The sequence below is a fragment of the Bombella sp. ESL0380 genome, assembly GCF_009725805.1.
In the GTDB taxonomy this organism is placed as follows: domain Bacteria; phylum Pseudomonadota; class Alphaproteobacteria; order Acetobacterales; family Acetobacteraceae; genus Bombella; species Bombella apis.
In genome coordinates, this window is the sequence record NZ_WNIH01000008.1 from 143,218 (window position 1) to 166,938 (window position 23,721).

At 58.1% G+C, this 23,721-nt stretch carries 21 protein-coding genes and 1 tRNA gene; 8 read left to right on the plus strand and 14 right to left on the minus strand.

Features of this window, described 5'->3' with window-relative positions:
- Positions 1–143: 143 nt before the first annotated feature.
- The 3 genes from GM608_RS08475 to GM608_RS08485 are packed head-to-tail and all read left to right on the plus strand — an operon-like array spanning position 144 to position 3,095.
- Positions 144–839, plus strand: coding sequence for a histidine phosphatase family protein (locus tag GM608_RS08475; protein WP_333645380.1), 696 nt, complete (start codon positions 144–146; stop codon positions 837–839).
- Positions 836–2,203 (plus strand): lipopolysaccharide biosynthesis protein, encoded by a 1,368-nt coding sequence (locus GM608_RS08480; protein WP_052348979.1) that lies wholly within the window; start codon positions 836–838, stop codon positions 2,201–2,203. Before GM608_RS08475 ends, GM608_RS08480 begins: the two co-directional genes overlap by 4 nt.
- Positions 2,151–3,095 (plus strand): hypothetical protein, encoded by a 945-nt coding sequence (locus GM608_RS08485; protein WP_143539955.1) that lies wholly within the window; start codon positions 2,151–2,153, stop codon positions 3,093–3,095. Before GM608_RS08480 ends, GM608_RS08485 begins: the two co-directional genes overlap by 53 nt.
- Positions 3,096–3,149: 54 nt before the next feature.
- On the opposite strand, the gene GM608_RS08490 is transcribed toward GM608_RS08485, so the two are convergent.
- From GM608_RS08490 to mnmE, 9 genes are all read right to left on the minus strand, one after another.
- Positions 3,150–4,577 carry a hypothetical protein gene (locus GM608_RS08490; RefSeq protein ID WP_333645381.1) on the minus strand — a complete coding sequence of 476 codons (1,428 nt, stop codon included), beginning with the start codon at positions 4,575–4,577 and terminating at the stop codon, positions 3,150–3,152.
- A gap of 245 nt (positions 4,578–4,822) precedes the next feature.
- Positions 4,823–5,227, minus strand: coding sequence for a DUF805 domain-containing protein (locus GM608_RS08910; protein ID WP_408863046.1), 405 nt, complete (start codon positions 5,225–5,227; stop codon positions 4,823–4,825).
- A 164-nt stretch (positions 5,228–5,391) separates the two neighbouring features.
- Positions 5,392–5,742, minus strand: coding sequence for a DUF3147 family protein (locus GM608_RS08495; RefSeq protein WP_283163488.1), 351 nt, complete (start codon positions 5,740–5,742; stop codon positions 5,392–5,394).
- A gap of 88 nt (positions 5,743–5,830) precedes the next feature.
- Positions 5,831–5,906 (minus strand) — tRNA-Lys (locus GM608_RS08500).
- 80 nt (positions 5,907–5,986) lie between these two features.
- The gene (locus GM608_RS08505; RefSeq protein ID WP_081562441.1) at positions 5,987–6,886 is read right to left on the minus strand and encodes a ParB/RepB/Spo0J family partition protein; all 900 of its coding nucleotides are present in this window, start codon (positions 6,884–6,886) and stop codon (positions 5,987–5,989) included.
- A gap of 5 nt (positions 6,887–6,891) precedes the next feature.
- Positions 6,892–7,692 carry a ParA family protein gene (locus tag GM608_RS08510; protein WP_408863048.1) on the minus strand — a complete coding sequence of 267 codons (801 nt, stop codon included), beginning with the start codon at positions 7,690–7,692 and terminating at the stop codon, positions 6,892–6,894.
- Positions 7,676–8,254, minus strand: a complete 579-nt coding sequence (gene rsmG / locus GM608_RS08515; RefSeq protein WP_043559506.1) for a 16S rRNA (guanine(527)-N(7))-methyltransferase RsmG — start codon at positions 8,252–8,254, stop codon at positions 7,676–7,678. The genes GM608_RS08510 and rsmG overlap by 17 nt, the downstream gene beginning before the upstream one ends.
- Positions 8,254–10,125, minus strand: a complete 1,872-nt coding sequence (gene mnmG / locus GM608_RS08520; RefSeq protein WP_282803011.1) for a tRNA uridine-5-carboxymethylaminomethyl(34) synthesis enzyme MnmG — start codon at positions 10,123–10,125, stop codon at positions 8,254–8,256. Before mnmG ends, rsmG begins: the two co-directional genes overlap by 1 nt.
- Positions 10,126–10,135: 10 nt before the next feature.
- Positions 10,136–11,428: a tRNA uridine-5-carboxymethylaminomethyl(34) synthesis GTPase MnmE gene (gene mnmE, locus GM608_RS08525; protein WP_333645399.1), complete on the minus strand. Its 1,293-nt coding sequence runs from the start codon at positions 11,426–11,428 to the stop codon at positions 10,136–10,138.
- 88 nt (positions 11,429–11,516) lie between these two features.
- On the opposite strand from mnmE, the gene GM608_RS08530 reads away from it, so the two are divergent.
- From GM608_RS08530 to cydB, 3 genes are all read left to right on the plus strand, one after another.
- Positions 11,517–11,978 carry a methylated-DNA--[protein]-cysteine S-methyltransferase gene (locus tag GM608_RS08530; RefSeq protein WP_081562444.1) on the plus strand — a complete coding sequence of 154 codons (462 nt, stop codon included), beginning with the start codon at positions 11,517–11,519 and terminating at the stop codon, positions 11,976–11,978.
- Positions 11,979–12,217: 239 nt separating this feature from the next.
- Positions 12,218–13,633, plus strand: coding sequence for a cytochrome ubiquinol oxidase subunit I (locus GM608_RS08535; protein ID WP_043559146.1), 1,416 nt, complete (start codon positions 12,218–12,220; stop codon positions 13,631–13,633).
- 1 nt (position 13,634) lies between these two features.
- A complete protein-coding gene (gene cydB, locus GM608_RS08540) occupies positions 13,635–14,654 on the plus strand; it encodes a cytochrome d ubiquinol oxidase subunit II (RefSeq protein ID WP_043559149.1) in 1,020 nt (339 codons plus the stop codon).
- A 228-nt stretch (positions 14,655–14,882) separates the two neighbouring features.
- Here the strand turns inward: cydB and rho are convergent, their stop codons facing one another.
- From rho to GM608_RS08555, 3 genes are all read right to left on the minus strand, one after another.
- A complete protein-coding gene (gene rho, locus GM608_RS08545; RefSeq protein WP_043559152.1) occupies positions 14,883–16,193 on the minus strand; it encodes a transcription termination factor Rho in 1,311 nt (436 codons plus the stop codon).
- Between the two features lie 289 nt (positions 16,194–16,482).
- Positions 16,483–18,027, minus strand: a complete 1,545-nt coding sequence (locus GM608_RS08550) for a GMC family oxidoreductase (RefSeq protein WP_227431473.1) — start codon at positions 18,025–18,027, stop codon at positions 16,483–16,485.
- A 437-nt stretch (positions 18,028–18,464) separates the two neighbouring features.
- Positions 18,465–19,091, minus strand: a complete 627-nt coding sequence (locus GM608_RS08555; RefSeq protein WP_333645382.1) for a gluconate 2-dehydrogenase subunit 3 family protein — start codon at positions 19,089–19,091, stop codon at positions 18,465–18,467.
- Between the two features lie 151 nt (positions 19,092–19,242).
- Between GM608_RS08555 and sucB the strand changes: the two genes are divergently transcribed.
- Positions 19,243–20,361, plus strand: coding sequence for a dihydrolipoyllysine-residue succinyltransferase (sucB, locus tag GM608_RS08560; RefSeq protein WP_333645383.1), 1,119 nt, complete (start codon positions 19,243–19,245; stop codon positions 20,359–20,361).
- A 93-nt stretch (positions 20,362–20,454) separates the two neighbouring features.
- On the opposite strand, the gene GM608_RS08565 is transcribed toward sucB, so the two are convergent.
- A complete protein-coding gene (locus GM608_RS08565) occupies positions 20,455–20,835 on the minus strand; it encodes a DUF3597 domain-containing protein (protein WP_086431613.1) in 381 nt (126 codons plus the stop codon).
- An 87-nt stretch (positions 20,836–20,922) separates the two neighbouring features.
- Positions 20,923–22,221, minus strand: a complete 1,299-nt coding sequence (gene ahcY / locus GM608_RS08570) for an adenosylhomocysteinase (RefSeq protein ID WP_043559515.1) — start codon at positions 22,219–22,221, stop codon at positions 20,923–20,925.
- A gap of 358 nt (positions 22,222–22,579) precedes the next feature.
- Here ahcY and GM608_RS08575 point away from each other — a divergent pair, with 358 nt between their 5' ends.
- A complete protein-coding gene (locus GM608_RS08575; RefSeq protein ID WP_154981076.1) occupies positions 22,580–23,593 on the plus strand; it encodes a CorA family divalent cation transporter in 1,014 nt (337 codons plus the stop codon).
- Positions 23,594–23,721: the final 128 nt, after the last annotated feature.

Sequence of the window (23,721 nt, forward strand, 5' to 3'; positions counted from 1 at the left end):
CAACAGTTTTCACAAATTATGAAACTTCTCCTTGAGAGCTGTTTCTTTCCCCGCTATGCGCCTTATCATGAATCTGTGATCAGCCTGTCAGCCCTCCCCCGGCAAACCGACACAGCTGTCTGACCCATTCGAGAGGTTTTTTTGTGACGCAGCCCGCCATGCCAGACCCTCAGGAGCATTTTCTGGATGGACCGGACCTCCCCGCCGGTGTGACACGTTTCTGGCTGGTGCGTCATGCCATCGTGGAAGAAGCAGCACGACAGACCATGTACGGCACGCTGGACGTGCCCCTCTGTCCCCAGCATCTCCGCAGCCAGAAGCCCGCCTACGAGGCCTTGGCCCGGCGCCTGCCCCGCAAGGCGACATGGTTTTCCTCCCCCCTCCAGCGGGCCCGCGACACCGGCCTGACCATTCAGAAAGCCGGCAATTTCTCCACTCCCATGAGGATTGACCCCGCCTTCATTGAACAGTCCATCGGGCAATGGAACGGTACCCCCCACGACACGTTTCCATCCCTGCTCAGAAAACCGGCTCCCCCTTTCTGGTCCATCGCAGCAGATGAACGTCCACCAGAGGGTGAAAGCATGGTGGATGTCCGCCAGCGCATCGGCCTGGCGCTGGAAAGCCATGCCCGACAGAATGCCGGAAAAGACATGGTCATTCTTAGCCATGGCGGCGCCATTCGCATGGCTCTTGCCCACTGTCTGGACATCCCCGTGGAAACGGCCCTGCGCTTCTGCATCCAGAATCTTTCCCTGAGCATCATCGAACATATTGCCGGGCATTGGCGGGTTGTCGCCATCAATGAACTTCCTGCCTTCCACGAGCCCGCAGAATGAAAGGGTGGTTCAAGGATGATCTTTTCCGCGTTGTTCTGAAAAATGCGGGAAAGCTGGGATCGACCAAACTCATCGGGGCTGTCATGGGCCTCGTCGCACTGGTCGTGACCGGGCGAACACTGCGCCCGCATGATTTCGGCGTTCTGACACTGATAGCCTCCTACATCGAGACGATTGCCGCCATCGGCCAGTTCCAGAGCTGGCAGATTGTCCTGCATTATGCTGCTGTTCCCTGGCAGAAGGGAGAGCGCAAGACTGTCCAGACCAGCATCAGCCTGGCCATGGGGCTGGATATCTGTGCGGGGCTTCTCTCCATGGTGTTCGGCATGGTGGCCTTCCTCTGTCTGGGCAAAGTGCTGGGTGTCCATGACAAGCCAACCCTGCTGATCCTACTCTACTGCACACTGATCCCCGGCATGGGCAGCACGGCCGCCTACGGCATCCTCCGCCTTTTCGACCGCATAGACCTCGTCTCCCGGCAGCAGCTCATCACACCAGCTGTCCGGGCTGTCTGCTGCCTGCTGGCATGGGGCAGTGGCATGAAGCTGGCCGGTTTCGTCATCGCCTGGTACCTGGCTCTTCTGGCTGGCCAGATATATCTCTGGGCCACAGCCCTGCTGGAACTGAAACGCCATGACCTGCTGAAAGGGCTGCGCCCCAGCATCCTGAAGGCAGCCCGGCAGATGCCAAAGGGCATGTGGGGCTTCGTCTGGACCGCCAACATCACCACCCTGCTGGAAACGGTCTGGGAGCCGATCAGCAAACTGCTGGTCGGCAAGATCGTCAGCACATCGGCAGCCGGCCTCTATTCCCTCGCCATGGAGTTTCTGGATGCTGTCCAGCGGCCTGCAAAACTGCTGGAGAAAAGCTACTACCCCGAAGTCGTTCTCATGGATCCACGGACCTCCGCCCCATGGAAGCTGGCCCTGCGGACCAGCGTCCTTTCCGGCGCACTGGGCATGCTGGCCATGCTGGTTGTCTATATCGGGGGGAAACCCGTCATCAGCATGTTCGGTCACCGCTTTGGCGATGCCGCAACCCTGATGATGTGGATGTCTCCGGCTCTGGTCTTCTTCACCGCCGGGCTGCCAATGGAAGGCGTGCTCTACACGGCGGGACGCTCCCATTACATCATGCTGGCCCAGCTCGTTTCCGTGATTCTTTACGTCCCGCTGCTTGTCTACATGGGCCATCACTACGGCCTGAACGGCGCCGGGCTTGCCTATGCCCTGGGCATGTTCTTTGCTACCATGACCACGTTCGCCATAATGGGTATAACCTATCTGCGCCGCAACAGGATCATCCTCCCTCATGAAAGGGAGATCCGCCAGACCGACAGCCTGCCCGCCTCGCCCGGCAGCTGATACCTTGCCAGGAGATGCCAGCCCAGCCATGCCCATTTTCCCTTTCCGCCCTTCTGCCAGCCGCCGCAGCACACCGGCTTTCCCTCAGAAGATGCTGGATACCGTCTTTGAGCATGTTCTCCTTGATGACGTTCCCCACCCTGACACCCCCCTGCCCGAGGATGTCCTGCCCGCCTGTGAGAAGACTGAAATCCGGGATGGCTACAATCTCTGCTGGCAGCTTCTCGAACATGGCGTGGACCGCAAGGCCTTCCGTCGCCTGATCCTGAAGATTGCCCTCTCTGGCACAGCCAGCAAGGACGAACAGCTGGCCTTCAAATACGCACGGGCCAAATTCAAGCACATGCGCTTTGCCTGTGCCAATTTCACCAGGCAGCACCGTTATCCGCTCCTGCTGCATGTTGTCACCATCATCATGGGCAACATGCAGGATGCCTTCAAAAATCACCAGCGGCGGGCTACGCTGATCAACGGCCTCATCCTCTGGGTCGTGCTCTCACCGGTCTATTACTGGCTGATCGCCGCCCCCATCGCCCTCTGGAAAGAAGACAGTACGGCAGGCATCATCGCTTACCAGAAGAAAGAAAATGCCAGACTGGCAAAACTGATACGCACGCTGGATGCCACAACCGGCCATGAATTCCATGTCATGCGCAAGATCATCAGCCGCCGGGTGGCCTTCAATGACACACTGCGCACGATCCGCCCCTCCAGAGCGCTGGACCAGCTTTCAGAATATCTCGCCACGATCAACGGCATGATGGGCGATTTCCATGACGGACTGATCGAGAAAAAACTGGAGGGAACACAGGATTACCGGCGGGACCGCTTCCAATCCCCGGAGGGAATTCCCCAGCGCATCCGGGCCTTCCTGGAACGCAGCCCACACTGAACGCCCGCCCCTTGCGGCAAGGCCCATCCAGAAAAAAGGATGGGCCTTCCTGCTTCAGACAAGCCCGTGCCGTGCCAGAATATCCAGCACGTCCTGCCGCACAGCTTCGTAAGGCTGGCGGGCATCGACCTCAACCAGCGGAGCATGATTGAAATTCAGCTGCGGCATCAGCTCCGCCTTGATCCGCAGGGCCTCGAGGTCATGGTCCGGTTTGCGGCCATGGGCTGTTTCCGCATCCACATTCAGCCGGATGACCAGATCAGGCCGGAAGGCCACGATCCGGCGATAGATGCCACGTTCCAGCCAGGCCAGAAACCGGATCAGCGGATTGCTGCTATAAGCCGCTGAAAGACCAGGACCATCACACTGGCCAGGAATTTCCATTTGCGGGTAACGGTCCGTCACCACCAGAAATCCCTTCTCGACCGCCCGCCTGACCCGTAGAAAGCGCTTCAGCCGCACCAGAGAAAAGACAAACAGAACAAGACCCGTCATCAGGCCCGGCATTTTTTCACCCTTGGTCCGGGCCTTCTTGGCCTTGCCGTTCAGCTTCTTCTCCAACGCTGGACCAATAAGGGGCAGAGCCCCGATCCGCCGCCCAAGATCACCCGAACCAAGACCAAGATACCCATAAACGGTTGGACGTGTTTCAGAAAAATGCTGGACCAGAGACTGGCTGATACTGGACTTGCCAGACCCATCACACCCAACCAGCGAAACCAGACAGCCTGCCCGGGGCTGCGCAGCCAATCCCTGGCCGGAACGGGGATAGAGTGCCAGCACCTTGCGGACTGTTTCTTCTGCCTGTGCCAGCACCTGCGCCAGCGGCTCGGTGGCATCGATATCAACGATGGGAGCACCAGAAAAATCCAGCCGGGCAAGGTCTTCAATCTTGCGGGCCAGCTTGAAAGAAACATGATCCGGCTTGCGTTGCAGGGCCGTCTCCAGGTCAACATTCAGCCGTATGACGACATCTGGCCGGAAACGGGCCATCCGTGCATAGAGCGCCCGCTCCACCCGGCTGAAAATCCGCAGCAGGACGCCATCCCGGTTCAGATTGGCCAGAGTGGGGCCATCCATGGGGCCGGGCACACTGTTCTGCGGATAACGATCCGTCAGCACGGCCATGCCCCGTTCATGTTTGCACCGCATGAGTGCGAAACGAAACACACGCCGCATGGACAGAACGAAACCCGACATGGCCGCCAGCACGCCTGCTTTTTTGCCGGTCTGTATCCGGCTGTTTTCTTTCCTGGCCTTGCCTGTCACATACGGGCCAATGAAGGGCAGGGGGGCAAGCGTACGCTCCAGATTACCTGCCTGCTTGCCGAGATGGCAGAAAGCCGTCGGCCGCTCGGCCTGCAACAGCGCCAGCAGGGCCGTCCCCACGGTGGACTTCCCACTTCCATCACACCCGACCAGGGCTATCACCGGCTGATGCCGCCCTGCGACTGGCCGAGGCTTGAAATCGCTTACACGCATAGCACTCTCATCTTCTCTGACGCTGCCATCCTATCCTGTCCTGCCTGTCCATAACAGACTTATGGCCGGCCTGCCCGCATAAAGTGCCCTGATCCAGCCATATATCCTTAACATGAGGAAACACGTCATCATCATGAAACAGTCTGCCCATAAAAAATGGCTGGCAACCTCCATGAGGATGCCAGCCATCGAAACTTGCTGAATATCGCTTATGCCTTTCTCAGGACATGAAACAGACTTTACTCTCAGCCTCTGCCGTTACCAGGCGGAGGACCAAACCTGTTGTTCCCCGGCTGACACAAAAAAATGAGAGTAGCGATCGGGCAAAGCAGGAATGGGATAATGGGAAGGAAAACGAGTGGGGACAGATGTCCCCCTGACGGATTTAATTTATACAGGAACGCAACATAGTAAACGATCACTGAGAAGGATGCTGACGGCAGCCATACCCACCAACCGGACCGACCAGTATCATGTAACCGTCGCATCCCAACAGCTATACCCGGTAAAAACATTAAAATAGAAAAAACAATCAATGGAAATATACTACCAGATATAGAATAAATTATTTCAATAACAAAATAAAAAATACATTCAAAAAGCCTAAAATACCAGTATTCAGGACAAGTTGCCCGTCCGCTGAATGTCACCTAATTTTTTATACCTTTTATGAAATAGCCGAACGGATTGGCACTCTTCACGTTTCATCCTCCAGAAAGAAAGAGTAATTTTTCAAAAAAAATAAATGAAAAGTCAACGCAGAGTAACGTCAGTCAAGACGCAGAATAATCATGAGCATGTCCTGTCTGACCATTTACAGAGCCATACCATAACGTCGGGCGCACCAGACCACGACAAGATAAAGCAGAACCGTCAATACACAGCCAACCGCCAGACTGCCCCAGAAAGGCCAGCCTCGCCGCAGGAGGGCGGGAATGAGCAGAAACATGGGCAGGGATGGCAGAACGTACCAGAAAGTCGCCTCACTATGAGTGGCCATCAGCTCACGGTCCGGTTTCTCAGCCCAGAGAAAAATCATCCCCAGAACAGACACAAGCGGCAGGGACGCAATGAGCGCACCCAAAGCAGGAAGGCGACGGGCCACCGTGGCAATGGAGGCCACGAGCACGGCGGACAGAGCGGTTTTTAGGAGAAAGGGGATCATCTTCTTTCCAGCAGAAAACGCAGAGCGGGTGTCCTGCCGCTGGCATCCGGAAAGTTTTCGACATCTTTTCAGGGGAACCGGCCGATTGTGGTGGGCACACTAGGGCTCGAACCTAGGACCCGCTGATTAAGAGTCAGCTGCTCTACCAACTGAGCTATGTGCCCACAATCGGTAACCGATGGATGGTTATCTATCAGCCTTCATGAAGGCTGACAAGGGGATTTTAAATATTTTCTCAAAAAAATCAGCTCTGTCCGGTCAGACGGGCCATGAGGGCCTCAAACTGCTCCAGAGAGGAATAGTTGATCTTCAGCGATCCACTTTTCCCATTGAAGCGTATCTGCGTCTTCAGCCCGAAACGGGCTGAGAGGTCTTCCTCCAGCCGGGTGATCTCCGGGGCTGGGGCAGCCTTGGTCTTCTCCTCACTGGCCGCCTTGTTCAGCCGGGCCACGAGGTCTTCCGTCTGGCGGACATTCAGTCCCTTTGCCAGCACCTCAGCCATACCGGCCACCGGGTCGGGATGGCCCAGCAGGGCACGGGCGTGACCGGCACTCAACCCACCATCCCGCAGCTGGACCAGAACAGCCTCCGGCAGGTTCAGCAGGCGCATGGTATTGGTGATGTGGGAACGGGACTTGCCAATCGCCCCGGCCAGTTCCTCCTGCGTCAGGCTATAATCCTGCAGCAGCCGTTGCAGCCCCATTGCTTCCTCAACAGGGTTGAGATCCGACCGCTGGAGATTCTCGACCATGGCCGCCGCCATGGCATCCGTATCATCAAGCTGACGGATATAGACGGGCACCTCATGCAGGCCCGCCTTCTGCGAAGCCCGCCAGCGGCGTTCACCAGCAATGATCTGATACCGCCCCTTCTGCTCGGGGTCCGGTCTCACAAGAATGGGCTGGATCACCCCGCGGGAGCGGATGGAATCCGCAAGCTCGGCCAGCCGGTCTTCATTCATGTCCCGACGCGGCTGGAACGGACTGGGAGCGAGCAGATCCACCCCCAGACTTCCTGGCTGGGACGGAGCCTGAACCTCACCCTGCGGGGCCCCAACACGGGCCAGATTGGGCGCCTGATCCCCCAGAAGAGCGGCCAGACCCCGGCCAAGTTTGCGGGAGGAGGGGGATGCCTTCTTTGCCATGGTGCTCAGCCTTTCTTCTTCAGCCGTTTCAGCAGCTCGGCCCCCAGATCCTCATAGGCCAGTGCCCCGGTGGAACTGCGGGCATAATCCATGACAGGCCGCCCATGACTCTGTGCTTCGGAAATACGGATATTACGGGGAATCATCGTTTTGAAGACCTGATCACCAAAGAAGCCACGGGCATCCTCCGCCACCAGAGCAGAGAGATTGTTGCGGGTATCGAACATTGTCAGCACGATCCCTTCCAGATGCAGGTCCGCATTGAAGGCAAGACGCACCCGCTCGATGGAACGGACCAGCTGGCTGATCCCCTCCAGAGCGAAGAACTCGCACTGCAACGGCACCAGAACGCTCTGGGCCACGACAAGCGCATTGAGGGTCAACAGCCCCAGGCTGGGCGGGCAGTCGATCAGAATGATGTCATACCGGTTAAGCAATGGTTCCAGGGCATCCCGCAGCCGGTATTCCCGCCGGTCCTGGTCGATCATCTCCAGCTCGGCTCCGGCCAGGTCGCCATTGGCAGGCATGACATCCAGCTTCGGCACCACGCTGGAACGGAGAAGCGTCTCCGCCGGGGCATCCTCCAGCAAGGCGCCATAGGTGCCACGGCCACGCTCATCATAATCCAGCCCGAGGCCTGTTGACGCATTGCCCTGCGGGTCAAGGTCCACCAGCAGGACACGCTTGCGCTGCGCCAGAGCTGCCGCCAGATTCAGGCTGGTCGTCGTTTTGCCGACACCCCCCTTCTGGTTGGCAATGGCGATGATGTGCGGTGTATGTGAAGCAGCTTTAGACACGTCTGAAATCACTGATCCTGAGAAGGACCCCGTCTGGGTCTGTTCGGCTTGGGAGACTTTCATATCTCATGTGCCAGTCAGAACGGGCACTGGTCAACTCATCTGACGCTTTTCTTCCCTTGAGGAAAAGACAGTAACCTTCCTCCTTCAGCAGAGGCCGTGCCCAGTCGAGCAACTGGGGCAGGGGGGCCAGCGCACGGGCTGTCACGATGTCCGCCGGTTCCACCTCTGCCTGCTCGATCCGTTTTGCCAGCACGGTGACACGGGCACCACATTCCCGTGCCGCTTCCCGCAGGAAGGCGCATTTCCGCTGGTCGGACTCAATCAGCGTGACCGGGTTTCCTGTTGCAATCGCCACGATCAGCCCGGGGAAACCACCGCCAGAACCAAGGTCCGTTATCCGCACACCAGCCGCAACATGCGGGACGAGCTGGAGACTGTCCTCAATGTGACGCTGGCGGAGGTGGGCGATATCCTTCGGGCTGACAAGATTGATCTTCTCATTCCAGCGGGTCAGCAGGCTGGCAAAATGGGCGAGCTTCTTTTCTGTTTCATGTGAAACATGCGTCATCATGTACGGCTCCTGACATGGGCAAGCAGGGCAATGAGGGCAGCGGGCGTCACACCCCGGACACGCCCCGCAGCGGCGAAATCGGCCGGACGGGCAGCCCCCAGCCGCTCCTGCATTTCCTGGCTCAGCCCCCCGATCGCCCCGTAATCCAGATCATCCGGCAGGCGCAGGGCCGCCTCACTCTTCAGCTGCTGGATTTCCCGCTCCTGCCTGCGCAGATAGCCACCATAGCGGGCCTCTGTCTGTACATGCCGCCCGATACGGACCGGCAGAGCGGCAAACCATGGAGAGAGACTGGCAATCCGTGTCTCATCGGCCTGTGTCGCCAGTACGTCCAGCAGGCTGCGCCGCCGTCCATCCTGCGAGACCTCGATGCCATGCTCCCGCAGGTGCTGGGGCAGGAAGGCCGGTTTCCGGGCTTCCTCCATCGCTTCATCAATCTGGCGCACCGTCTCACGGAAGGCCGCCTCACGTTCTGTGCCAACACATCCGGCCTCGATGGCCTTTGGTGTCAGGCGCAGGTCCGCATTGTCCGCCCGCAGAAGAAGGCGATATTCCGCCCGTGAGGTGAACATGCGATAGGGTTCGCTGATACCATGCAGAGTCAGGTCATCAATCAGCACGCCAAGGTAGGATTCCTCCCGTCCCAGCGTCAGGGGCTCCCTGCCTGCCACGGCCCGGGCAGCGTTCAGACCGGCCAGAAGACCCTGTGCGCCCGCTTCCTCATACCCTGTCGTGCCATTGATCTGCCCGGCGAGATACAGGCCGGGCAAGGCCCGCAGCTCCAGAGACGGACGCAGCTCCCGTGGGTCAACATAATCATATTCCACAGCGTAGCCGGGGGTGACGATGCGGGCCGTCTCCAGCCCCGGCATGGAAGCGATCATCTGCGCCTGCACCTCGGCAGGCAGGGAGGTGCTGATGCCGTTGGGGTAGACCAGCTCCCCACCCGGATTGCCCGGCAGGGCCTCCGGCTCCAGAAACACCTGATGACTGTCCCGCCCTGCGAAACGGACGATCTTGTCCTCGATGGACGGGCAGTAGCGGGGACCCCGCCCGGTGATCTCACCGCCATACATGGCCGAAAGATGCAGGTTGTCCTCAATGATCCTGTGTGTCTGCGGGGTTGTCTGCGTGATGCGGCAGACGATCTGTCTATTGGGCAGGGAGGCTGTCAGCGTACTGAAGGCCTCCGGCTCGGCATCGCCCTCATCGGCAGGCAGGGCCTCCCAGTCGATGCTGTCACGGGCCAGACGGGGTGGGGTGCCTGTTTTCAGGCGGCCCATTTTCAGCCCCAGGGCTTCCAGCCGTTCCCCAAGCTGCGTGGCGGGCGCATCGCCAATGCGTCCGGCTGGCTGGCTGACCCGCCCCGTATGGATCACGCCCCGCAGGAAGGTGCCGCTTGTCAGCACGACCGCCCCGGCGGAAAAACGGCGGCCATCCTCACAGATCACACCCCGGACATGGCCCTTCTCGACAATCAGGTCGCCCACGGCCCCGGCCAGCATGGTCAGGTTTGGTGTGGCCGCCAGAAGGTCCTGTATGGCGGCCCGGTAAAGCGAGCGGTCCGCCTGCGCCCGTGGCCCATGTACCGCTGGCCCTTTGGAACGGTTCAGCAGCTTGAAATGAATTCCCGCCCGGTCTGCCGCCTTGCCCATGAGACCATCAAAGGCATCAATCTCCCGCACGAGATGGCCCTTGCCGATGCCTCCGATGGCCGGATTGCAGGACATGCTGCCTACGGTGTCCAGCCTGTGCGTCAGCAGCAATGTCCGGGCCCCGAAGCGGGCAGCGGCAGCGGCGGCTTCCGTCCCGGCATGACCGCCCCCCACCACGATGACATCATAGGTTTGCGCAGGTGATGTGCTCATTGAGGTAACGTCACTTTCCTATACAGAACTGGCCAAAAATCGTATCAAGCAGGGCTTCCACATCCACATGGCCCGTCAGTCGGCCAAGGGCCTGCATGGCCAGACGCAGCTCCTCTCCTCGCACCTCCGGCCATGGGGCTTCCAGCGCACGGGTCATATGTTCCTGTGCCTCCTTCAGCCCTGCCCGATGGCGGGCACGGGTCAGGGGCGGGGTGCCACGCTGAGCCATGAGACGGGCCAGATGGGCTTTCAGCCATGCCTTCAGAGGGGCCAGACCGGCTTCATCCTTCGTATGGATGCCAAGCTCATCCTCCCGTGCCGGGGCGAGGTCCGTCTTCGTCCGCAGCCTTATGGCGTGATCCGCCAGCAGGGGCGTCTCATCCCCCGGCCCGACAAGATGAAAGAGCAGATCGGCCTCTTTCACGTGCCGCATGGTCCGGCGGATGCCTTCCGCCTCGATCTCATCCTCCGTCTCCCGCACGCCTGCCGTATCAATCAGCCGGACACGGATGCCCTCTATCATCCAGTCCACGGCGATGGCATCCCGTGTCGTACCCGCCTTCTGCGTGACGATGGCAGCATCCTGACCACTCAACGCATTCAGCAGGCTGGATTTTCCCACATTCGGCGCCCCCGCCAGAACGATCTTCAGACCATCACGGACGATCTCGCCCCGTTCATCGGCCAGATGGGCCTGCATCTCTTCCGCCAGGGTCCGGCAGTCACCCAGCAGGGCGTCTTCCACCTCCGGGGGGAGTTCCTCATCCGGGAAATCGATCAGAGCTTCCTGCTGGGCCAGAACCTGCCGCAGGCGGGACGCCCATCCGGTGTAAAGCTGGCTCAGGGCACCATCAGCCTGTTTCAGGGCCTGATGCCGCTGGGCCTGCGTATCGGCTTCAATCAGATCGGCTATGGCCTCGGCCTGCAACAGGTCCATCCGTCCTGCCTGCACGGCCCGACGGGTGAACTCTCCCGGTTCGGCAGGGCGGGCACCAAGGGAAACAAGGGCCTGCGCCACTGCCTCCACGATGGCCGGACCGGCATGAAGATGCAGCTCGAAGCTGTCTTCCCCCGTATAGGACCGAGGCCCCGGCAGCCAGAGGACGAGAGCGTGATCCAGCACGTCACCTTCATGCCGCAAGGCCCGCAGGCTGGCATGACGGGGAGCTGGCAGGGCACCACAGAGAGCCGCCAGCAGGGCCGCACTCTCCGGCCCGCTGACCCGCATGACCGCAATCGCCCCCTGCACCGGGCCTGTCGCCAACGCAAAAACCGTCTGGGTGGAAATGCTGGATGATGTCATGCCGCCTTTCATACAGCACTCATGCCCGAAAAGCAGCGGGCCAAAGAAAGAATTGACGCTCTCCCGCAAAAGGGGCAGCCTGACAGCCATGCCACAGCTTTCTTTCCATTCTCCCCTCGGTGCCCTGACCCTCAGCGAAGAAGAGGGGCAGATCGTCTCCCTTGATGAAGGCTGGGGCCGGGACCAGAGTGAGACGCCCCTCCTGCTGAAAGTGCGGGACATGATGCAGGATTATTTTGATGGAGAGCCGGTGGATTTCCAGTCCATTCCACTGATGCTTGATGGCACGGCCTATCAGAAACGTGTCTGGGCGGCCCTGCGTGCCATTCCGCACGGGCAGACCCGGACCTATGGCGACCTGGCCAAAACTGTCGGTGGAAGCCCGCAGTCCATCGGTCAGGCCGTGGCCCGCAACCCGCTGCTCATTCTCATCCCCTGCCACCGTGTCCTGCCCTCCCACGGCAGGGGCCATGGTGACTATAGCGGGTTTGAAGGCGCAGAGAGCAAGGCCTTCCTGCTGGGGTTGGAACAAGAAGCATCCAGTTCCTGAAACACGGGATCATCCAGCCTTACCTTATTGCCAAAGCTGATCATCACATGATCTTACAAAAATATGATGGCAAATTTTCATCACCTGCCATCGGCCTGACCCCGCAAAAAATGACGGGAATTTTTTATTTAAAAAATATTTATAAGAAGAAAAATAAAATCAATTGTTGAAAACTCGCCAAAATCAATAATGAAAAAATGTCAAATTCCTCCCATTCCAACGAAAAGGAATGATTATATATGGTTAATGACCATGAGTTACCTCTCACAATCGCACGAATACAATTCGCCTTTACCGTTGGCGTACATATAATATTCCCAGCATTTTCGATCGGTCTATCTGTATTCCTCACCTTTCTTGAAGGCATGTGGTTAAAAACGAATGATAACCGTTATTTGAATCTCTTTAAATACTGGTTGAAAATCTTCTCCATCGTCTTCGGCATGGGGGTCGTCTCTGGCATCGTGATGGCCTACGAGTTCGGTACCAACTGGGCAGGCTTCTCTGCCAAGGCAGGGCCCATCACAGGCGTGCTTCTCTCTTACGAAGTCATGACGGCCTTCTTTATGGAGGCTGGTTTCCTTGGTGTCATGCTGTTCGGGCTGAACCGTGTCGGCCGCAGAATGCATTTCTTTGCAACCTGTGCCGTCACTACAGGAACGCTGATCTCCATGACATGGATCCTTGCATCCAACTCATGGATGCAAACCCCACAAGGCTATGTCATTGACCAAAAGACAGGCCATTTCCTGCCCCATGACTGGCTGGCCATCATCTTCAATCCATCCTTTCCCTACCGGATCACCCATATGGGGCTGGCTGCCATGCTTTCAGTGGCCTTCACGGTAGCTGCCGCAGGTGCATGGCATCTGCTCAAGGCCAAAAAGGGAGGTACACAGGCAGACAGTACGATCCGCCTCATGTTCTCCCTGTCCCTCTGGATGATTGTCATCACAGCCCCTCTCCAGATCATAGCGGGCGACATGCATGGGCTGAACACCCTGAAATATCAGCCCGCCAAGATTGCCGCCATGGAAGGCGACTGGACAAGCGAAACACGAGCCCCTGAACTGTTGTTCGGCATCCCGAACATGAAGACAGAACGTACGGATTACGCCATAGGGATTCCGCTACTGGGCTCCTTCATCCTGACCCATGATATCAACGGCAAGGTGCCCGGCCTGAAAGATTATCCGGCAGACCAGCGGGCCCCGGCGCCAATCGTGTTCTTTTCTTTCCGCATCATGATTGCCCTAGGGGGGCTTATGCTGCTCTGCGGCCTCTGGTCACTCTGGCTGCGGCGCCGACAGCGTTTGTTCGACCATCCTCTTTTTCTGCGGGTGATACTCACCATGGCACCAGCTGGGTTTCTGGCTCTGCTCTGTGGCTGGGTTACGACAGAAGTCGGGCGGCAACCATGGACGGTCTATGGCCTGCTTCGCACGAAAGACAGCGCCTCACCGCTGGCACTCTCCAGCCTGTCTTTCTCCATGCTGTTTTTTGTTGCGGTCTATCTCTTTGTTTTCGGCTCAGGCCTCCTGATGCTCATCCGCCTGCTACGGGCCACCCCAGAAGCTGCTGACAACACCAGCGATGACATCATGATCCTAGGTAGCCATCATCATACGATCTCTCAGAACAAGGATGCGTCATAACATGTCCGGCCTTGCATTCTATCTTCCCTTCATCTGGGCGTTCATCGTCATTCTGGCCATTTCGGTCTACGTCATCCTTGATGGCTTTGACTTGGGAATTGGCATGCTCTTTGCTTTCGAGAAAAAACCGGAGCATCGTGACATCATGATCAACACGATTGCCCCCGTCTGGGATGGTAATGAAACATGGATGGTTCTGGGTGGAGCAACCCTGTTCGGTGTTTTCCCCGGTGCTTACAGCACGCTGCTGCCTGCCTTCTATATCCCCATCATCATCATGCTGGGGGCTTTGATCTTCCGTGGTGTTGCATTCGAGTTCCGCATCATGGCGCACTCACCCAACCATCGGGCCTTCTGGAATACGGGCTTCATGGCAGGGTCCACACTTGCCGCTTTCTGTCAGGGCTGCATTCTTGGCGGGTACGTTCAGGGGGTGCATACAAGCCACGGTGCCTTTGCCGGAGGAGCCATGGACTGGCTGACACCGTTCAGCGTTCTTTGTGGCCTGTCCGTTGTTACAGGTTATGCTCTTCTTGGTACGACCTGGCTCGTTTGGCGCACATCCGATGAACTGGAAGCACGATGCCGCCGCTGGTCCAAGAGATTATCCATTCTGATGATTCTCTGCATCATTGCTGTTAGCTGCTGGACGCCGTTTCTCCATGCGCCCTATCTCCATCACTGGATTGCCTTTCCGAACATTCTGTTCGGCCTGCCTGTTCCTCTACTGGTGGCACTGGCCGGTTTCCTGATGTGGCGGACCCTAGACAAGGAACACGCCATCACGCCTTTCCTGTGCGCCATTGGATGGTTCCTGCTCAGCCTGGTTGGCCTGGCCATTACCATCTGGCCCTACGCTGTCCCACCAACCCTGACCCTGTGGGATGTAGCATCTCCAGTTCCCAGCCAGCTTTTCCAGCTCGTCGGGACCGTCATCCTACTCCCCATCATCACGGGATATTCGATCTATTCCTACTATCTTTTCCGTGGAAAGGTCACAAAAGCCGATGGATATCACTAAGTTCACCACATACGATGAGAAAAAGGTGCCAGCCTCCTTCTCCAAACGTCTAGCGTGGTTCTTGGCCCTCTGGGGAATAGGCACTCTTGCCATCATCTTGATGGCAAGCTTCCTTCACCTTCTGATCCCCCATGGCTGATGGTCTGACATGGACTTCACCTACAGAAAAGGCAGGGCCATATGCATGGCCCTGCCTTTTCTTTCATGGACAACAGACCAGGCTGTTAATCAGTTGTTCATCGCATCGAAGAAGTCCTGATTGGTCTTGCTGTAACGCAGCTTGTCCAGCAGGAAGTCCATGGCATCCATCGTGCCCATCGGAGCAAGGATACGGCGCAGGACCCACATCTTGGAGAGGGACGCCCGGTCCACCAGCAGCTCTTCCTTGCGGGTGCCGGACTTGGTGATGTCGATGGCCGGGAAGGTGCGCTTGTCTGCCAGCTTGCGGTCCAGCATCAGCTCGGAGTTGCCCGTGCCCTTGAACTCTTCAAAGATGACCTCATCCATGCGGGACCCTGTATCAATCAGGGCCGTGGCAATGATGGTCAGGGAGCCACCTTCCTCGATGTTACGGGCCGCACCGAAGAAACGCTTCGGCCGCTGGAGGGCGTTGGCATCCACACCACCGGTCAGCACCTTGCCGGATGAGGGAACGACCGTGTTATAGGCCCGGGCCAGACGGGTAATGGAATCCAGCAGGATGACCACATCACGCTTGTGCTCGACAAGGCGTTTCGCCTTTTCCAGCACCATTTCCGTCACCTGCACATGGCGGTGGGCCGGTTCATCAAAGGTGGAGGAAACGACCTCACCACGAACAGACCGGGCCATGTCCGTCACTTCCTCAGGCCGTTCATCAATCAGCAGAACGATAAGGAACACATCCGGGTGATTGGCAGAAATGGAAGCAGCAATGCTCTGAAGCATCACCGTCTTACCCGTTCTCGGCGGTGCAACGATCAGGGCACGCTGCCCCATGCCGATGGGAGAGACCAGATCAATCACACGGGAGGTGTAATCCTTCTGGTCCTTGCGATCACGCCCCTTGCCCTTGGCAGGGGCCGGAGCAGCGCAAGCTTCCCCTGTCGGCTCGGTTTCCATGCGGAGACGGCGCTCGGGGAAGAGGGGGGTCAGGTTGTCGAAATTGATACGGGCACGGACCTGCTCCGGTGCCTCAAAATTGATGGTATTGACCTTCTGGAGGGCAAAATAGCGCTCTCCATCCCGGGGCGCCCGGATCTCACCCTCCACCGTATCACCAGGCCGCAGGGCAAAGCGGCGCACCTGGGCTGGAGACACATAGATATCATCCGGGCCAGGCAGATAATTGGCTTCCGGGCTGCGCAGAAAGCCGAAACCATCCGGCAGGATCTCGAGCGTTCCTTCGCCATAAATGGCCTGCTCACGCTCGGCGAGAGTCTTGAGGATGGCAAACATCATGTCCTGCTTGCGCAGGGATGATGCATTTTCGACCTCCAGCTCTTCAGCAAAAGCCAGCAGATCAGCAGGGGATTTCTTCTTCAGTTCGGCGAGATGCATGAAATGATGCGCCTTGATATGCCCCGGTGGGGTAACTAATCGGAATAGACGAAAAACCAGAATACAGGCCGGGTACCCGCACGGCAGGACCATGCGCCACGGGGCATGCCGGACCTCAGGGACAGTCAGGGCTGCCGCCCCACAGGGAACTGGCAAAACTGCCTTCCGGTGCGAAGGAGATGACCCGGAAGGCAAAGCAGGACGCCGCCACCATCAGGTCGGCTTTCTTCCTAGGTGAAAGAGGGCCGCACTGTCAAGCGGGCCCTCCTTGCGGGGCAGGGCCAGCCTTTCAGACCACTTTCAGCATGGCATCCGCCGTGCGCAGGGCAAGGGCCATGATTGTCAGGGCCGGATTGGCCGCACCAGAACTCGGGAAGGTGGAGTGGTCGCTGATCCACAGATTGTCGATGTCGAAACTGCGCCCATATGGATTGACCACGGCCGCTCCTGCATCGGTTCCCATCCGGCAGGTGCCGATCATGTGTGCGGCCCGGCTGATGACACGGATGTCCTTCGCCCCGATGGACTCCCACATCTTCACCATCAGGCGGGATGCATGGCGATGCATGGCGTCCTCATTGGGGCCGTATGTATGGTCGATCCGTGGTTTGGGCAGACCGAAAGCGTCTTTTTCATCAGACAGGGTCACACGGTTTTCATCCCGTGGCAGGCTTTCCCCGTGCATCCCGATACCCGCACTGTAATTGTAGGCTGCCAGCGTGCGGCTGAGGGCCTCACCACGGCGCCCATCCGCCCGGACCAGATTGGCAGCCCATGTGAGCGGCATCATGCCCAGGGACTGGAGCAGATACCCTCCCGCAAAGTCGGCATCCTTTGGCCGCAGCATGTCTTCGGAAATGGTCAGGGATGGGTAACCCTTGTTGGGCCGGGTTTCTTCATCAAACACACCCCAGACCTGCGTGGATACATGCGTCATGTAATTGCGTCCCACCTGCCCGGAACTGTTCGCCAGACCGTTGTTCAGCAGCAGGCGGGCCGTTTCCACCGCTCCGGCAGACAGGACAACAGCCCGGCATTTCTGCCGTTCCTCCCGTCCGTCACGGACATAGATGACCGCCGTGATCCGCCCCTGGCTGTCCCGCTCAAATCCCGTCGCCATGCAGCCAGGACGCAGTTCAGCCCCATGGGCACAGGCCAGTGGCAGATAGGTGTTGTCCACGCCCGATTTCGCCCCGTTCCGGCAACCCTGATGACAGGCACCGCAATTCACGCAGGCTTCACGTCGGCCAAAATGAGGCTGGTCATGAGCTTTCGTGATGACAGCCAGAGGACCATCTGCATGACGCAGCCCTACATTGTCACAGGCCTGACGCATCTTCAGGGCGGCATTGTTGGGTGCTGCGGGCGGATAGGCATAATGGCGGCTCTCATCCCAGGGATAAGACGCTGGGCCACTCACACCTATGAAGCGCTCTACCTCTTCCACGTAAGGCTGAAGCTCTTCGGCTCCGAAAGGCCAGTCCACCCCTTTCCCGCTCTCACTGTACAGGCGGTAATCCCGGGGATCCATGCGCGGCAGGAAAGCCCCGTAATGAAGCAGGGACCCCCCAATCCCTGTTCCACTGTTATTACCCCCAAAGGCCTGCGGTGTTCCCCCACCAGACAGACGCTCATGCAGCCAGTACAGTTCCTGTGCTGTCGGCTCATCCGGCGTGTGGGACCTGGCCTTGAAAGAAGGGCCGGCTTCCAGCGCCACGACCTTCCGCCCTGCCATGGCAAGCCGCGCAATGAGCGGTGCGCCGCCCGCGCCCGTCCCGATGACGACAACATCGGCAGTTTCCTGTGAAAAATCATTATGCGTTTTCTGCATCATGCAACTGTTTCCATCACTTATGGATCAAAGATGTTCGTACTGGGGTACATGGGGACAGTACGGCCCGAAGCGGGAGAGGTACCGAGTACCGGGGACGGTACTGTACCCCCTTATGAAACGGGGATTGTACACAGCCTCATTGTGGAAAAAGAGGGATAACGTTCTGCACCCCTTGCTCTAACTTGCCTTCAGAGGTTGTACACACTGTGAGTAAGCTGGGGTACATTTTTCGAAAGCCGGGTACCCCGGTTTCCACAAGGTCTTTCAACAACATCTAAATCTAAGATTTGTAAATTCATATGTTGTGTTGTCTGGCTGTCCTTTCTTCCATTCCAGCTCCAGACTGGCTTGCCGCCATGAAGAAAGACCTTGGTTCATGTCCCTACGATCCCTTTTTCCTGTTTCTTCCAGAGGCGGAAAAGCCCTGAAATTCTCCTTCATCCCATTTTTGAAAAACGGCGCTCATTTTCCGGCTCAAAAGCCTCTTTTTTTGTCAGTGATTCAGCCGAAAACCCTTGAATTTCCTTGTCTCCACCAGTCAGGCTGGAGGAAATTCCAAGCCGTTCCTGTGCAATCGGATGCGCCAGAAACGCTGCAACGATCTGGTTGCGGAGATCACCACTCCACAACTTCATCTGTGAGGCTGAAAAAGGCGCCTGAGCATTGACCGGCAGGGAGCCATCAAAAGCCCTGTCCAGCAGCGTACCACGCTGATCCGTGTCAAGAGAGGCATAATCCTGTCCAAAAAGGCCCCGGGCATACAGTTCCAGAGAGGCAAGACCATCTTCCCAGGCGGCCATATCTGTCGGCAGATCGGCAAAACGCCATCCATCTCCAGGCCCGGCGAGAGCCTGATCGATCATGACTGCCAGATTGAGATGCAGCTCACCCAGAAGTGGTGCCTGTGGCAGAATGTCATCACAGACCAGCTCAAGAAGCTGAAAAGCCTCTGGGGAAAGATGGTTCCTCTGGCCCTGTTCCTGTTCCATTCTTTCGAGCAGGGCAGTGCGTGTCCGAGAGGATATGTGGTCTGACTGAAGAAAAGCGGGCAGGGTTCTGGTCATGAAAGGTTTCCTGCTGGAAAAGTGAAAAGACAAAGAGAAGGCTTTACCCTATAGCCTCATAGGGAGATATAAGGCTAATGAGAGGCCGGGTCTCTTCCGGGAGGTGGGAGGCCGGGACCATGTTTCAAGTTCTGGAAGGACAGGAGTCACGATGACGGTTGAGATTAAAGTCCCTGTGCTTGGTGAAAGCCTGAAACAGGCAACCGTGATGCGTTGGCTCAGACAGTCTGGCGATTACGTGAAGGCTGGTGAGACGGTTCTTGAGCTGGAAACGGACAAGGTCACGCTGGATGTGCCGGCTCCGGCAGCCGGGGCACTGAGCCATGATCTGCCGGAAGGAACGGATGTTGAGGTCGGGCAGGTCATTGCATTCGTGGATGATCAGGCAGCAGCCCCTGCGGTTGAGGAAAACAGGCAGCAGGACAGCCAGGACGTGGTGCAGGATGTGACGGACCATGGTCCAGCTGCTTCAGCAGAGGGAGAGCAGCCCGTGGTGACGGGAGGAGCTGTCACTCATCCGGCTCCTGCTGTGGCTGAACCGGTGGCCTCCCTTCCCGAAGACAGGGGAACGGGGGAGCGGCGTGTGCCGATGAGCCGCCTGCGTCAGACCATTGCCCGGAATCTCAAGGCAGCCCAGAATAGTGCCGCCATTCTGACAACGTTCAATGAAATTGACATGAGTGCCGTCAAGGCGCTGCGGAGCCAGTATCGGGAGCTGTTCGAGAAGAAGCATGAGGGGGCCCGTCTGGGGTTCATGTCGTTCTTTGCCCGTGCTGTCGTAGGGGCCCTGAAGGATTTTCCGGTGCTGAATGCCCGGATTGAAGGACATGAGATCGTTTATCAGGATCATGTCAATCTGGGCATTGCCGTGGGGACGGAACGGGGGCTGGTCGTGCCCGTGCTGCGGAAGGCCGAGACACTTGGTTTTGCCGAGCTGGAGCGCCGCATTGCCGATTATGGCAAACGGGCTCGTAAGGGTGGCCTTGCCCTGAAAGAACTGGAAGGTGGCAGCTTTACCATCACCAATGGCGGGATTTTCGGGTCCCTGCTGTCCACGCCCATTCTCAATGCACCGCAGTCCGGTGTGCTGGGGATGCACGCCATCCAGGACCGGCCCGTGGCCCGGAATGGGCAGGTTGTCATCCGGCCCATGATGTATGTGGCCCTGTCCTATGATCATCGTCTGGTGGATGGACGGGAAGCGGTCAGTTTTCTTGTGAGGCTCAAGGAGCTGATCGAGGACCCCCGTCGCCTGCTGCTGGATATCTGACAGGCATCAGGTACGAAAAAACCCCTCCGCCCATGATTTGGACGGAGGGGTTTTTCATCTGGTCAGTTACAGGGATACCGACCAGATATGGACTCAGTGGCCCCAGCCAGCAGGGATTTTGCCGCCATTGTTGGCAAGCTCGGTATAGACCTGCTTGATGAGCCAGACATTCATCGTGGCCGTGTCGTTCTTGTCCCCGGTATAGTGCAGATCGTCAGCAAGACTCTGACGGGCCTGCAGGGAGCTGTCGAGGCCCAGGAGCTTGAGCAGATCGACGATGGATTCCTTGTAGTTCAGAGGCTGGCCAGCCTTGGCGGCCAGTTCCTTCAGAACGGCATCCACATCCACCTGTGCGATGGACGGAGCCGCAGCACCGGCAGCTGGCTGTGCCGTATCCGCCGCCTTGGCAGAAGAGCCGAACAGGCTCGTGGCGAAGCTGGAAACCTTGGAAACGATGTCGTTGAAAAGACCCATGATATGTTCCTTCCCTGAAAGCAGGAATGACTGGTCGGTTATGACCCTGCCATCGGAAATGATGGCAGGGAACAGTGACAGAAAGGATCAGTAACGGTACAGGTCGTGCTTGAACGGCCCGTTGGGGGACACCCCGATATAATCCGCCTGAGCCTGTGTCATTCTGGAGAGCGTGGCGCCCACCTTTGCAAGATGGAGAGCGGCAACCTTTTCATCAAGGATTTTTGGCAGAGTATAAACTTTTCCTGCCTCATACTGGCCCGGTTTTGCATTCCAGAGTTCGATCTGTGCCAGTGTCTGGTTGGTGAAGGAGGCGGACATCACGAAGGACGGATGGCCTGTGGCGTTGCCCAGATTGACCAGACGGCCTTCGGAGAGAAGGATGAGGCGGCGGTTCGGGGCCAGCTCGATCTCATCAACCTGCGGCTTGATGTTGGTCCATTTGTGATTGCGCAGGGCGGAGACCTGAATCTCGCTGTCAAAATGCCCGATATTGCAGACAATGGCCCGGTCCTTCATCTCACGCATATGTTCGATGGTGATGATGTCCTCGTTGCCGGTACAGGTCACGAAGATGTCGCCACGGGGAGCGGCATTTTCCATCGTGACGACCTCATAACCTTCCATGGCAGCCTGAAGGGCGCAGATCGGGTCAACTTCCGTCACCAGCACGCGGCAGCCTGCGCTGCGGAGGGAAGCGGCAGAGCCTTTGCCCACGTCACCATAACCGGCCACAACAGCCACCTTGCCGGCCATCATGACATCGGTGCCACGGCGGATGGCATCCACGAGGCTCTCACGGCAGCCATAGAGGTTGTCGAACTTGGACTTGGTCACGCTGTCATTGACATTGATGGCCGGAACCTTGAGCAGCCCCTTGCGCTCCATGTCCCAGAGGCGATGCACGCCCGTCGTGGTTTCCTCGGAAATGCCACGGACCTCCTTGAGGAGCTCGGGGTATTTCTCATGCATGAGGGTTGTCAGGTCACCACCATCATCAAGGATCATGTTGGGGGTCCAGCCATCCGGCCCCTTGATGGTCTGCTCGATGCACCAGATGAATTCTTCCTCGTTCATGCCCTTCCAGGCGAAAACGGGAATGTTGGCGGCGGCAATGGCGGCAGCTGCCTGGTCCTGGGTGGAGAATACGTTGCAGGAGGACCAGCGGACTGTGGCACCGAGGGCGATCAGCGTCTCGATCAGCACGGCGGTCTGGATGGTCATGTGCAGGCAGCCGGCAATCCGGGCACCCTTCAGCGGCTGGCTGGCGCCATATTCCTCGCGGAGGGCCATCAAGCCCGGCATTTCGCCCTCGGCAATGGAGATTTCCTTGCGGCCCCAGTCGGCCAGGGACATGTCACGAACCTTGTAGTCCTGCGTAGCCATATGTGTTTCCTTGGTTTTTGGCAGTTGATGATCATGGATGGAACAGCAGGCAGGCGAGGCCTCCATGCGGTTCCTGCACCGGGAAACTATAGAGCCTTGCCGTAAGGCTGGAAAGAAGAACGGACCAACAGTTTTCCGTTACAAAATGGTGTCATCCATATTGCGTCCCATCGGGCAACGTGTCAGAGAACGGGCGGTATTCATGTGTCTGGAGCCTTGGCTCTTCCCGGTGCAAAGGGATGTCCTGCCGCCTTCAGTCCGGGCAGGAAAACTGTAATGGGGGGTGGCTGTGCCCGACAATACTGTTCCGAATTTTCCTTTTACAGTGCTTGACCCGTCCCTGAAGGAGGCCCACCCCATGGCCCGGATCAAGGGCCTTGTCTGGGCTGTCCGTGCCGTGCCGGGGCAGGGGATCATGCCGCTGGATGCCGAGGACGTGCAGCGTATCCTCCAGTCTCCCGGGGAAGAAGGCTATGAGGCGGCGTCCGGAGAGAATGGCTGGTGCTGGCTGCATTTCGATACGGTTCACAGTTCTGCCCGTACCCATGTGGGGCGGCTGCCGGGGATGCCGGAAGATGTGGGGACCATGCTGGCGGAAACGGATTACGGCATTGCCCTTGAAGCTGCCGATGATACGGTCTGGGGGGCTTTGCCCGCCTTTGACGATGCCCTGGCGGAGGAGGACCGGGAGATTTGCGCCTGGCGCTTTGCCATGCGGCAGAATATCCTGATCACGACACGGCGCACGCCCATTCCCGTACTGGGGTCGGCCTACCGGTCTCTCCAGACACAGGGGGTACCCCGCAATCCGGCTGGGGTGATAGACCGTGTCCTGCGGGATTTTACCGGGACGGTCCGCCGCCAGCTGGCCCAGCTTGATGACGAGCTGGATAGGGCGGAAGATGTTCTGCTGGCCATTGTCCACGGGTCCGATCTTGGGCATCTTGGTGGTATCGTGGGTAAGGTGAGGCGCCGTTCGACAGAGCTGCGGCGTGTTGTCATGCCGATCGACCGTGTCCTGCGGGATGAAGACCTCGAGTTGCCGGAATGGGCCGAGGATGACCTGCGGGACCGGGCTGAACGGCAGATTCACGCAGCCCTTGATGATCTCATTGCCTTGCAGGATCGGGCCCGTTCCCTACAGGATGAGCTGGCTTCCAGCCAGGCGGAAGAAACAAACCGCCGTCTGTGCATCGTGTCCATCGTGACGACCCTCATGCTGCCGGCCACGCTGGTCACGGGGTTCTTCGGCATGAATACGGGGGGCATGTTTCTGGCCTCTGGTGGGTTGGGGACCATTTTTGCTGGTGGGCTGTGTGTGGTTGCCATGGCCGTGACCTTCATTTTCATGAAAATGGCCCGACTGTTCTGAGGAAGCTGACTGGTCCTGCTGATGACTGAAATAAACAGGAATACGTTATTGCATATCATTCTCATAAACTGAGGTGATGTCTCTGTTCAGTGACATTGATCAAATAGAACTTCACATTATTTTTGAAG